An 11593-nucleotide genomic window follows, 5' to 3' on the forward strand; every position below is an offset into this window, starting at 1 on the left:
CGCATGGGCATCGAACTTCCCGCCGAACTCCAGGATGTCGCGGCGCGGACTGGCGCGAAGTGGCCGGAAGCCGACGAGGACAAGATGCGGGAGTCGGCGTCGGCGTGGCGGGACGCGGCGAAGTCGATCGAGGCGCTCACCAGTGCCGCCGACGGCACTGCGCAGGGCGCGCTCGGTGCGTTCGATGGCGAGGCCGCCCAGGCGGCGCGCCGGGACTGGGACAAGTTGGTCGCCGACGACGGGGTGCTGCCGTCATCGGCCAAGCAGTGTCGAGCCGCTGCGGACCGCCTGGACCACGCGGCCGAGCAGGTCGGCGCGGCGAAAGTGCAGCTGGTGCGGGAACTGGTGGTGCTGGCGAAGCAGACCGACGCGGCCGAACAGGCGGCTGCCGCCGGGCATCCGCAGGCGCTAGCCGCGCTGGACTCGGCGCTGAACGGCGCGGCGGCGAACGTGGCGCAGGTCCACAACACGCTGACGTCGGCGGTGGACCTGGACAGCGGCGTGCTGGTGGAACCGCACGGCTCGCAAGGCCTGTTGTCCGCCGACGGCGGCGCTCTGGGCGCAGCATCGTCCACAGTGGATGCGGCTGTGACCCACGGGGCCGGTGCTGTGTCCGGGGCGGCCGGTGCTGTTGGCGAGACTGCGCATGGAGCTGTCGACGGCGTTGGACGGGTCGCCAACGAGACCGCTGACGGTGTCGGGCGGGTCGCTGACGAGACCGTTGGTGGCGCTGCGGAAGGCATTGGTCGGACCGCGCACGAGACCGTTGGTGGTGTTGCGGGGGGCGTCGGCCGGGCCGCGCATGACACTGTTGGGGACGTCGGGGGCGCGGTCGAAGGTGTCGGTCGATCTGCGCACGGAACAGTTGGGGGTGTCGCAGCAGGTGCGCACGGCGCTGTCGAAGAAGTTGCACGAACCGCAGGTCCCTGGCAGGGCGATGCCGAGCACACCGGCCCGGTCAAGGTCGATCCCGGCGGCTGGGCCCCAGGCCTCGCCGACGCCGGCACCGGCCCGATCCCGGTGATCGGCGACTCCGCCCGCTCGGGCTGGACGCCCGAGGGCGGCGACCCCGCCTCCAGCACAGCGCCGCACGCGGTGCACTCCGCCTGGGCTTCGCCGCAGGCTCCGCAGCCGCCGCTGCCGGGCGCGGCTGCGCCGCCGCAGGGCTTCGCTCCGCCGCCTCCGGCGGCTCCGGGTGGCCACTTCGTGGCGCAGCCCGGTGCGCCGGGGGCTCCGCCGGTGTCGGCTGCTCCGCCTCCGGCGGCCGCAGCGCGCCCATCGATGCCGCCGGTCGCTCCGCGCGGCCCGATCGCCTTCGGCTCTCCCGGCTCGCAGGCGCCTCAAGCGCCGCAGCCTCAAACGCACAAGCCCCAGGCGCCGCAGCCTCAGACGCACCAGCCTCAGACGCACCAGCCGATGCAGCGCGCTCCGCTGCGTCCGCTTCCGGCTCCGGCGCAGCCGCCCGCTCCGGTGGTGCCGGACGCGCCGCAGCGCCCGTTGCGGCAGGGCAGCCGCAATGCGGATGTGGTCGCGTTCGTGCTGCACCAGTTCCCGATCGGCTACATGCCCGTCGCGGCGAGCAAGGCGAGCAGGCAACTGCCGGTGCCGGAGGCGGTCGAGGAGGACCGGCCCGGGTTGAGCTTCCCGCCGCAGGACCACCCACAGTCGCACCTGGTGGACGACAGCGATGCGCTGGAGCGCGCGCGGTCGGCCGAGGTTTATGCGGCAGCGCAGCGCGATCGGGCCGAGCGGAGCGAGCCCGAGCAGCTGCCCGCGGAGCTCACCGAGGGCCATGAGCCGCTCGGCGAGCTCAGCGAGCCGGAGTGGGAGCGCCGGTTCTTGGCACGCGTCGGCGAGCGGAGCGAGTACGCGTGGCCGCCGGCGGCGGAGTTCCCGGAGGGCGGCGTGGAACCGGCGGAGCCGGTGGTGTTGGAGCCGGACACGGTGCTCGACTGCCTGAGCAGCGGCGACGGCCGCAGTTTGTTCGCCGCTGCAACGCCTTTCGCGCAGCGGTCGTTGCCCGCCTCGTATGACGAGCGCGACTACCGGCGGTATCGGGTCATGCGCCCGCTGCCGGTGTGGCAGGCCGTTGCCGCACCGTGGTTCGCGCAGCCCGGTGGCGGCAAGCGCTACCGCGCGACCTATTCGCTGATCGATCTCGTCGGGCTCGGTTACCTGGTGGAGCTGACCAAGGCGCGGGAGGTCGCCGAGGCGGCGACCCTGCGCATCGCCCGCGAGGATGTGTCAGACGGAGGGGCGGTGGATTCGACCGTCGATTCTCCGCGCGAGGAGGCGACCTCGGAGGAGGACGGGAAGACCGCCGTGGCTTCGACCGAGCGGATCACCAGGGACGATGTCGAGGTCAAGGCGGCCGAGGCCGGCGTGGCGTCGAAGCTGCGGATCGCGCGCGATGAGGCGGACGACGGTCCGGCGACAACTGATGGCGGGACGGCGCAGGAGGCCGCGAAGTGAACACCGAATCCGTGCTCGGCTGGCTCGTGGCGATGGGCGTCCCGGAAGACCTGGTGTCCGTGGGGGCCGAGGCCGACGACGCCTGGTGCCTGGTGCGCGATGAGGTCGACGGCGCCCCGGCCTGGGAGGTCTTCTGGCGCGAGCAGGGGAATCGCTACGACTGGGCGCGGTTCACCAGCGAGCAGGTGGCGTGCTTCTACCTGTTCGGCAGGCTCACCTGGACCCAGGCGTTGCGCGGGGCCGTCGGCCCGGTCGACGTCACCAGCACGCCCGCGAAGGGCACCCCCGCACATCGCGCGTGAGCCGGAGGTTTCGCGGTTTCCGCAGTTCCTGGCCTGGTTGTGGGCTCACGACCGGCTTCGGTGCGCATCCGTATCAAGCTGTGATCGCATCTGAGTAGTGCTACCGATGCTGGTGCGCCGGAGTGCGCGCAGACTTCAGGACCATGTCGCAACAACAGCCCGGCGAAGCACTGCAACTGGTCGCAGGTGAGTTGCACGCCATCGGCCAGCGGCTGACGTACCTGGGCAACATGGTGCAAGCCCAGCTGCAGGCGCCACAACAGCTCCCGCACCAGCAACAGGCTGCAACGCAGCAGTATCCGGTTCCGCAGCCGCATCAAGCCACGTCCGAGCAGCAATCTGACGTTGCGGAGCATCATCAGGCTCCAGCACCAGAGCATCCGGCGGGATCCGAGCAAGAACCTGCTGCGGCTGAGACTCATACTTCGCCGAAACAACCGGCTGCGATGCAGTATCCGGTTGGACCTGCGCAACAAACCCAGGCCTTCGCGCAGCATTTTGTTGCAGGCCAGCAGCACTCGGGATTCGGGCAACAATCTGCAGCGGAGCAGGCCCAGGCATCTGCGCAACAATCGGCCGCCATGCAGTATCCGGTTGGACCCGAGCAGCAAATCGCTGCTGCGCAGCACTATCAGGCTTATTCGCAACAACCGGCCGCCATGCAGTATCCGGCGGCACCGCGGCCGTATCCGGGGTTGTCGCAGGTCCCGGCTGGGGATGCGCGTCAGCGGTTCGGCGCGGACCTGGAACCGAGCCGCGTCCTGGCCTGGGTCGGCGCCGGGGTGACCTTGCTGGGCGTGGTGTTCCTGCTGGTGCTCGCCGTGCAGCAGGAATGGTTGGGGCCGGGCGCGCGGGTCGCTGGTGGCGCGGTGCTCGCCGCGCTGCTGGTCGCGGCCGGGTGGTGGATGCATCGCCGGTCCGCGGCCGACGAGTCGGGCGGGGCGGGTCTAATCGCCGGATTCGCCCTCGCCACAACGGGTTTCGGCGCATTGTTCCTGGACGTGGTGGCGGCCACCGCGCTTTACGACTACCTGCCGGTGCCTACCGGGCTCGGGGTCGGCCTCGCGGTCAGCGTCGCCGGCCTGGCGCTCGCGGATCGGTGGCGGGCGCAGCCGTTGGCCCTCGGCGTGGTGCTCAGCTCGGCGATCTGCGCGCCGCTGATCACGCAGACGGCGGATTCGCTGCTCGTCGGCTTCGTAGTGCTGTTGCAGGTCGCGGCGACCCCGGTGCAGGTGCGACGGGGTTGGGCTGGCCTCGCGGTGGCGGCCGGAGTTCCCACCGTGCTGGCTGCTTTGGCAGCGAGCGTGCGGGGGATCTGGATTCACGACACCGCGCTCGTGGTCGCGGTCTTCGCCGCCGCGGTGCTCGGCGTGGCGGTCGCGGCGATCACCGCAGGTGCCCGGCCGGATGCGGATGGGACGGCCATCGGTCTGCTCATCGCCGCACCGACGCCGGCCTTCCTAACCGGGCCGCTGATGCTGGAGCGTCCGGCGGCGGGCGCGATCGGCACCGCAATGGTCGTGCTGCTGGTGGGAATCTGGGCGGCCGGGCGGTTCACGCCCGCGTTCCGGAACCGGTTGTCGGGCCGGTTCGTTGCCGCGGTCGGTGGGATGGCGGCGGTTGCCGCGGTGCAGACGACCCTGAGCTTCCTGGACTCGTCGAGCTGGGGAACGGCGCTGCTGTGCGAGGCGCTGCTGCTCGGCGTCGGCGGATTCCTGTTGCGCAGCCAGGGAGTGCTGCTCGGGGCGACGTGCTACGCGACCTTCGGGTTCCTGCTGGCGTTCTTCAACGAGCTGCCGATCACCGCGCTCCTCTGGCACGACGGCGGCACCGGGCTCCGCGGCCTGCTGGCCGGACTGCTGGTCGCGCTGGTGGCGGTGGCCCTGCCGGCCGCGGCGACTCGGATCGGGAAGCTGGCGGAACTGCCGGGGTCGCTGCCGCTGTGGGCGGCATCGGGACTGGCGCTGCTGTACGGAACGGCGAGCGCGACGATGGCGGCGTGCCTGTTGGTGAGCGACGCACGGGCGAGCTTCCTAACCGGCCACATCCTGATCACCCTGAGCTGGGTGGTGGCGGCGATCGCGTTGCTGCTGCGGGGAGTCCGGGTGATGCACCTACGGATCGCGGGCCTGGTGCTGATCGCGGTGTCCCTGGCGAAGCTGCTGCTGTTCGACCTGGCAACCCTGGACGGCTTCGCCCGGGTGATCGCCTTCCTCTGCGCGGGCCTGATCCTCCTGGCGGCAGGCTCCGCCTACGCCCGCCTCCTAACCCGCGCAAGCCCGTGAGTGCTTGTGGGTGCTATAGCACCCAAAAGCACTCACGGTTCCTGACCCGGCCGAACGCGGCGCCTCGCCGGGTTCACTCACGTCCAGCTCAGCGCTGGTAGTGGTCGGTCTTGACGGCGGATAAGAAGCTGTGCCAGCGTCAGTTGCTGAAGGCGAGGGTTCCGCCGTAGGGATCCTTGGAGTCCCGCACGGTGGTCGCCTCCGACGTCAGCGACACCTCGACGCAGTTGTACTTATCCGTGTACGTGCTCGTGCGCCAGTTGAAATCACTCATTGTCCAGACTCTCCGCGATCTTCCTGATCAGCGCGCTGGATTCGTCCTCGTCCAGCGCCGACTTGTCCAGTGATCGGCAGACTTCCACAAACGGTGCCACCTCAGAAGGGTCCGTGACGAAGAGCCCGAGGCTGTAGACCTCGACGAAGACGTACGGGCTACCGCTGGCGAGTTCGTAGAGCGAGAACGATGCTCTGATGGATGAGTTCGGGCCTCGATCGAACGGGATCACTCGAATGCCGACGTTGTCGCGGCGCTGCTCGATAATCAGTTTTTCCAACTGATCACGCAGCACCCGCCGATTTCCCAGCGTGCGGCGCAATGCTCCTTCATCAATGAAGAAGGAAACCTTCGGGGCCCTCGGCCTGCTCAATACCGCTTGTCGTCCCAGCCTCGTCGCGACCTTGTTCTCTAACTCGATGCCTGCAGTTGCGCCGCTTCCGAGGATCAGCCGGGCGTAGTCCGCGGTGTGCGCCAGACCTGGGATCAGGGAGGCCTGAACGTCGGTGATCGCGACCGCTTCGCGTTCCCCGAGGGCTTTGGCCACCGAACGGGTGGACATTCGCGCGTCTTCCCGCAACTTCCGAAGTTGCACGCCGAGTCCGAGCTGACAAAGTTTTTCGGATTGCCGCACGGGCCGACCTCCCGTTTCGTTGCTGATTGTGTGTCAGGCGAAACGCAGATGATCCAGCGCTAGCGCTTCGATCTGCGCTGTCTCAGATTCGATGACACAGACGGTATCGATCTAGTGTCCTGCACCGGAAATTCATGGTCGAAATGGCTATACTGCGGGAATGGCGAGGACTGGGCGGCCGAAGGCTGAGTTGGTGCTGACCGACGATGAGCGTTCGACGTTGCAGCGTTGGGCTCGGCGGGCGAAGAGTTCGCAGGCTTTGGCGTTGCGGTGTCGGATTGTGCTGGCATGCGCCGATGGTTTGTCCAATGTGGATGTCGCCGAGAAGTTGCGGGTGTCGCGGCCGACGGTGGGCAAGTGGCGGTCGCGGTTTGTCCAGCGACGACTGAAGGGGTTGGTCGACGAGGATCGCCCAGGCGCGCCGCGGAAGATCACCGACGAACAGGTGGAGAAGGTGGTCGTCTCGACGTTGGAAGAGAAACCGAACAACGCGACGCATTGGTCGCGTACATCGATGGCGAAGCTTTCCGGGCTGAGTAAATCGACCGTGGGACGGATCTGGAAAGCGTTCAACCTTAAACCCCACTTGGCCGACACATTCAAGCTCTCTACCGATCCGCAGTTCATCGAGAAGGTCCGTAACGTCGTCGGCCTGTATATGAACCCGCCCGAGAACGCAGTGGTTCTGTGCACCGATGAGAAATCCCAGGTGCAAGCGCTGGAGAGGTCCCAGCCGGTGTTGCCGATGATGCCCGGCATGCCCGAGCGGCGCACCCACGACTACGTCCGTCACGGCGTCACCAGCCTGTTCGCCGCCTTCGACATCGCCACCGGCAAGGTCATCTCCTCGCTGCACCGCCGGCACCGCTCGGTCGAGTTCCGCAAATTTCTCACCAAGATCGACAAAACCGTACCGGCGGAGTTAGGCGTCCATGTCATTTGTGACAACTACGCCACCCACAAAACCGAGATCATCCAGAAATGGCTAGCGAAGCATCCCCGATTCCAAATCCACTTCATCCCGACCGGATCGTCCTGGATCAACCAGGTCGAACGCTGGTTCGGCGAATTGACCACCAAACTCCTGCAACGCGGCGTGCACACCAGCGTCCAGGCACTCGAGGCCGATATCCGCAACTGGATCGACGAGTGGAACAACGATCCCCGGCCGTTCATCTGGACGAAGAGCGCTGACGAGATCTTGGAGTCACTCCGATCATATTGTCAACGAATCTCCGGCGCAGGACACTAGCTTCTCGTTGTCAGCGCTTTGACCAGCGATTAATCCGAAGGTGGCAGCGATGTTGGCGAATCCGTACCGCAGCGACGTCCAAGAGGTCTACTGGATCGTGGGGATCGGGTTGGCTCGGCGGCATGCGACGCCGGTTCGGCCGGGGGCTCAGTGCGGCGGCGGGTGGGTTCCTTCGCTGTGCGAGGTGTGGATGCGGGTTCCGTTCGCCACGCTCGCGGGCCGCACTCCACGCTCCGCGGCCGGGACCGAGCGGTGTCCACAGTGTACCGATGTGGTCGGGAACGCGGCTTCTGCAGCCGGAACTGGGACTTCTGAGGGGGCCACTATGATCGATGAGCTCACTTGGATCGCTGTGCAGCACGCCATCGCCGTCGGCGCGGGCACGCTGCTACTGATCCTCTGCCACATCATCGCGGGATATGTGCCGAACTGCTCCGGGCAGCACACGGGTGCCGGTGCCGGCGCCACCACGGTCTGGCAGATCCAGGATTCGCTTACCGCAGAGGAGGAACGGCGAGCCACTGCCGAATACGTGGGGCGGCACCGGTTGCTACGCCCCCGTTGAGGCCCCAGACCGGATCGGCGCGTTGCCCCCTCCCCGGCTGAGCGCCGGTCCCTCCGGCGGTCGGGCGCTGCTCCCACCCCGCCGCGCCCGGCCCCCGGAACCCTACTTCTGCAGCAGGTTGAGGGCTTCCGAGTGCAGGTGGCCGTTGGTGGAAAGGGCGCTTCCGCCGTCGTAGCGCGGATTTCCCGACAGGTCGGTGAAGGTGCCGCCCGCTTCCTCCACCAGGACCTGGGCCGCCGCCACGTCCCACGGGTTGACGATCGGTTCCGCGGCGATGTCGATCACGCCCTCCGCGACCAGGCTGTGGTGCCAGAAGTCGCCGAACGCCCGGTTCTCCCAGCAGGCGTCGATCAGCCGCAGGTAGGACTCCCGGGAGTGGTACTCCACCCACGTGCCCAGGTGGGTCGTCGACACGTACGCGTCGGCGAGGGCCCGCACCCCGGACACCCCGATCCGCTCCGGCTCCGCGTCGCCGGTGCGGCACCAGGCGCCCGCCCCGGCCGCCGCCCACCAGCGCTTGCCGAGCGCCGGGGCGCTGATCACGCCGACCACCGGTCGGCCGCCGTCGACCAGCGCGATGAGCGTCGCCCACACCGGGATGCCGCGCAGGAAGTTCTTCGTGCCGTCGATCGGGTCGAGCACCCACGCCCGGCCCGCCCCGGCAGCGCCGCCGCGTTCCTCGCCCGCGACCACGTCGTCCGGGCGCTGTGCGCCGAGCACCTCGCGCACCGCGTCCTCGACCGCGAGGTCCGCGTCGGTGACCGGCGTGCGGTCGGGCTTGCGGTCCACGCTCAGGTCCCGGGCCCGGAACCGGCCGACGGTGATCCCGTCAGCGACGTCGGCGAGGTGCAGGGCGAGGTCCAGATCGCGGGTCACGCTGGAACCCTAGCCGCTGCGCCCGGCGATCCGCGAAGGGCCCGCAACCAGCCGGTTCCGGAGAATCGCCCAGGACACCGGACGTGATCATCTGCGCCCTCTAGTCTGGAAGGCGTGAGCGTGGTGCTGCTGGCAGAAGACGACCCGGCCATCGCTGTGCCGTTGTCCAGAGCGCTGCAGCGCGAGGGCTATTCGGTGCAGGTTAGCGAAGACGGCCCATCGACGCTGCGCGCCGCCGCTTCGGGCGGGATCGATCTCCTGGTGCTCGACCTCGGGTTGCCGGAGATGGACGGCCTGGAGGTGTGCCGGCGGCTGCGGGCGCAGGGCCGCGGCCTCCCGGTGTTGATGCTCACCGCGCGCACCGACGAGGTCGACTTCGTCGTCGGCCTCGACGCGGGCGCCGACGACTACGTCGCCAAGCCGTTCCGGCTCGCGGAGCTGATGGCCCGGATCCGCGCCCTGCTGCGCCGCGGCGCCCCGGAGACCCTGGAGGCCTCCGGCGTCCGGCTCGACCTGACCGCCCGCCGGGTGCTAGTCAACGAGCACGAGGTGCAGCTGGCGAACAAGGAGTACGAGCTGCTGCGGGTGCTGATGCAGCACGCCGGCCAGGTGGTGACCCGCGAGGAGATCCTCGAAGAGGTCTGGCCGGAGTCCGATCGCAAGGGCAGCAAGACGCTGGACATGCACATCTCGTGGCTGCGCCGGAAGCTCAGCGACAGCAACGGCCGACTCGACGAGACCCGGATCGCCACGGTGCGCGGCGTCGGGTTCCGCTTTAACGCGGACTGATCCGCGATGCGCCGCCGGATCCTGCAGGCCACGCTGCTCGCGGTGGCGGTCACCGCGGTCGTGCTTGGCCTGCCGCTGGGGTTCAGCGCGCTGAAGCTCGTCCAGGACCTCACGGCCGGCGACCTGACCACCCGGGCGCAGCAGATTGCGACGCTGCTCGACGAGCAGATCGCCTCGCAGCGCTCGATCGACCTCAACGCGGCGCGGCTGGCGGTGCCCGACGGAGCCCGGCTGATCGTGCGCACGCAGGCGCACGACTACGTCTACGGCCCGGATCCCGGGCAGGATCCGCTGGTGGAGAGCGTGCCGATGGTGCAGAGCGGCACGGTCACGATCGCCGCGCCGAGCGCCCCGGTGCGCACCCAGCAGCTCCAGGTGGCGGCGTTGGTGTTGATGCTGGTGGTGCTCTCAGCTGGCACCGGGATGATCGTCGCGACGCTCACCGCCCGGCGGCTCGCCGACCCGTTGAAGCACGTCGCGGCGCGTGCGGCCCGTCTCGGTGCCGGCGATTTCCGCGCCGATCCGCAGCGGCACCAGGTCCCGGAACTGGACCGCGTCGCCGATGCGCTGGACGCCTCTGGCGCGGCATTGTCGCAGCTGGTGCAGCGCGAGCGCGATCTCGTGGGTGACGTCTCGCACCAGCTGCGCAGTCGGCTCACCGCGCTGCACCTGAGACTGGAGGCGCTCGCCGCGGCGGACGACCCGGAGATCGCCGAGGAGGCCAGCGCGGCTCTCGAACAGGCCGAACGGCTCTCCGGGGTGCTCGACGACCTGCTCGCGGCGGCCACCGCGGCGCGCGCTCGGGACGCCGAGCCCCTGGACGTGTCCAGCCTGCTCACCGATGTCGCGGGGGAGTGGCGGGAGCCGCTGAAGGCTGCGGGGCGGACGCTGCGGCTGAAGGTGTCGGAAGGCCTGCTCGCGCGGGCCACCCCCACGCGCCTGCGGGAGACGATCGGTGTGCTGCTCGACAACGCGCTGCGGCACGGCGAGGGAACCGTGATGCTGGCCGCGAGGCAGGGCGGCGGAACCGTCGTTGTCGAGGTCGGCGACTCCGGACCGGGCGTGCCGGATGCCCTGGTGCCGTACCTGTTCGAGCGCGGCTTCTCCGGGAGGGGCTCGACCGGCGTCGGCCTGGCGCTGGCCCGAGCCCTGGTGGAGGCGGACGGCGGACGGCTGGAGCTGAGCCAAGCGCGCCCGGCGATGTTCGAGGTGTTCCTCCCGATCGCCCGAGCAGACGACATCCTCGGCGTCTCCTGGAACCGCGAGTCCACCCCCCGCTGACCCGGCACCGCACTCAACCGGCGAAGACCACGCTTCCGCCGTTCAAAATCCGTGAGCGGTTTAGGGCACCGGCGGGGGCTGATTGAGAACCCGTCGTGCCTGGCGGTCCGGTAACGACCCCATCGGGAATGGCCTGGGCCTGCCGCGCCAGCCGGAGTGTGAAGTGAGCGGCCTGTTCGGGTCGGTAGGTGGCGCGGACGGTCCGTTCGCTTCAAACAGCACCTTCCAAGACAGCCTTTGCGGCCCCAAGGCACTCACGGCCGGAAGCCGCTACCCGCAGCGCTGGGCGGGACGAGTTCGGACAGGTCTCAGCGGGCTGAGATTCGGTCGCGGTGGGAGGGGCGGCGGTCGGGTTGCTCGGCGGGGAAGACCCACTTGCGGAACGCCCACCAGCGGAACGCCATGCCGACCAGCATCCCGATGATCTGCCCCGACGTGAAGTCGGCGATCTCCTCCACCAGCCGGCTCGTGAAGGGCGTCTGCAGGTGCAGCATGTACCGCGAGATCCACAGCGGCGCCGAGTACAACCCGACCCCGATGCCGCTGATCACGAAGTACAGCGTCGCCTCGTAGTGCCGCCGCCGACCGCCGCGGGTGCGGAACGACCACTCCCGGTTCAGCACGTACGACACGATCGTCGCGACCAGCACCGCGATGACCTTCGAGGTGACCGGCTTCGGCGACAGGATCGTCAGCTTCAGCGCGTAGAAGATGCCCGTGTCGATGAAGAACGTGATCGCGCCGACGACCCCGAACTTGAGCAACTCGCGGTGCCGGATCGCGAGGGACCGGTACGGCTGCGGGATGCGCGCGAGTACCGAATCGACAGCGGACACGTCCTCGAGTCTACGGAGCTACTCCAA

At 69.1% G+C, this 11593-nt stretch carries 11 protein-coding genes; 7 read left to right on the forward strand and 4 right to left on the reverse strand.

Annotation, left to right across the window (positions count from 1 at the left end; genetic code table 11):
• The first annotated feature begins 3 nt into the window (after window positions 1–3).
• From DL519_RS49145 to DL519_RS35280, 3 genes are all read left to right on the forward strand, one after another.
• Window positions 4–2472, forward strand: a complete 2469-nt coding sequence (locus DL519_RS49145) for a TNT domain-containing protein (RefSeq protein WP_190821270.1) — start codon at window positions 4–6, stop codon at window positions 2470–2472.
• Window positions 2469–2774, forward strand: coding sequence for a hypothetical protein (locus DL519_RS35275; protein ID WP_190821272.1), 306 nt, complete (start codon window positions 2469–2471; stop codon window positions 2772–2774). The genes DL519_RS49145 and DL519_RS35275 overlap by 4 nt, the downstream gene beginning before the upstream one ends.
• A gap of 581 nt (window positions 2775–3355) precedes the next feature.
• Entirely contained in the window at window positions 3356–5059 is a 1704-nt protein-coding gene (locus tag DL519_RS35280) for a DUF2339 domain-containing protein (RefSeq protein ID WP_223839941.1), read from the forward strand.
• A 139-nt stretch (window positions 5060–5198) separates the two neighbouring features.
• On the opposite strand, the gene DL519_RS35285 is transcribed toward DL519_RS35280, so the two are convergent.
• Complete coding sequence (locus tag DL519_RS35285; protein ID WP_190821274.1) at window positions 5199–5333, reverse strand: DUF397 domain-containing protein; 135 nt, start codon at window positions 5331–5333, stop codon at window positions 5199–5201.
• Window positions 5326–5967, reverse strand: coding sequence for a DUF5753 domain-containing protein (locus tag DL519_RS35290; protein WP_190821276.1), 642 nt, complete (start codon window positions 5965–5967; stop codon window positions 5326–5328). The genes DL519_RS35285 and DL519_RS35290 overlap by 8 nt, the downstream gene beginning before the upstream one ends.
• A 160-nt stretch (window positions 5968–6127) precedes the next feature.
• Here DL519_RS35290 and DL519_RS35295 point away from each other — a divergent pair, with 160 nt between their 5' ends.
• The gene (locus tag DL519_RS35295) at window positions 6128–7219 is read left to right on the forward strand and encodes an IS630 family transposase (protein ID WP_190821278.1); all 1092 of its coding nucleotides are present in this window, start codon (window positions 6128–6130) and stop codon (window positions 7217–7219) included.
• A gap of 325 nt (window positions 7220–7544) precedes the next feature.
• A complete protein-coding gene (locus DL519_RS35300; RefSeq protein ID WP_190821280.1) occupies window positions 7545–7784 on the forward strand; it encodes a hypothetical protein in 240 nt (79 codons plus the stop codon).
• 102 nt (window positions 7785–7886) lie between these two features.
• Here DL519_RS35300 and hisN read toward each other — a convergent pair whose 3' ends face one another.
• Entirely contained in the window at window positions 7887–8660 is a 774-nt protein-coding gene (hisN, locus tag DL519_RS35305) for a histidinol-phosphatase (RefSeq protein ID WP_190821283.1), read from the reverse strand.
• Between the two features lie 114 nt (window positions 8661–8774).
• Between hisN and DL519_RS35310 the strand changes: the two genes are divergently transcribed.
• Window positions 8775–9449, forward strand: a complete 675-nt coding sequence (locus tag DL519_RS35310; RefSeq protein ID WP_168585277.1) for a response regulator transcription factor — start codon at window positions 8775–8777, stop codon at window positions 9447–9449.
• A 6-nt stretch (window positions 9450–9455) separates the two neighbouring features.
• Complete coding sequence (locus DL519_RS35315) at window positions 9456–10730, forward strand: ATP-binding protein (protein ID WP_168585276.1); 1275 nt, start codon at window positions 9456–9458, stop codon at window positions 10728–10730.
• Window positions 10731–11038: 308 nt separating this feature from the next.
• Here DL519_RS35315 and DL519_RS35320 read toward each other — a convergent pair whose 3' ends face one another.
• Window positions 11039–11566 carry a GtrA family protein gene (locus DL519_RS35320; protein WP_190821285.1) on the reverse strand — a complete coding sequence of 176 codons (528 nt, stop codon included), beginning with the start codon at window positions 11564–11566 and terminating at the stop codon, window positions 11039–11041.
• Between the last annotated feature and the right edge of the window lie 27 nt (window positions 11567–11593).

Source organism: Saccharopolyspora pogona (assembly GCF_014697215.1).
Classification (GTDB): Bacteria; Actinomycetota; Actinomycetes; order Mycobacteriales; family Pseudonocardiaceae; genus Saccharopolyspora; species Saccharopolyspora hattusasensis.

Excerpts from the sequence above, each read along its gene's own strand:
- DL519_RS35285 (WP_190821274.1), bottom strand. The coding sequence starts at position 5,333 with ATGAGTGATTTCAACTGGCGCACGAGCACGTACACGGATAAGTACAAC.
- DL519_RS35315 (WP_168585276.1), top strand. The coding sequence starts at position 9,456 with ATGCGCCGCCGGATCCTGCAGGCCACGCTGCTCGCGGTGGCGGTCACC.
- DL519_RS49145 (WP_190821270.1), top strand. The coding sequence starts at position 4 with ATGGGCATCGAACTTCCCGCCGAACTCCAGGATGTCGCGGCGCGGACT.
- DL519_RS35300 (WP_190821280.1), top strand. The coding sequence starts at position 7,545 with ATGATCGATGAGCTCACTTGGATCGCTGTGCAGCACGCCATCGCCGTC.
- DL519_RS35280 (WP_223839941.1), top strand. The coding sequence starts at position 3,356 with ATGCAGTATCCGGTTGGACCCGAGCAGCAAATCGCTGCTGCGCAGCAC.
- DL519_RS35295 (WP_190821278.1), top strand. The coding sequence starts at position 6,128 with ATGGCGAGGACTGGGCGGCCGAAGGCTGAGTTGGTGCTGACCGACGAT.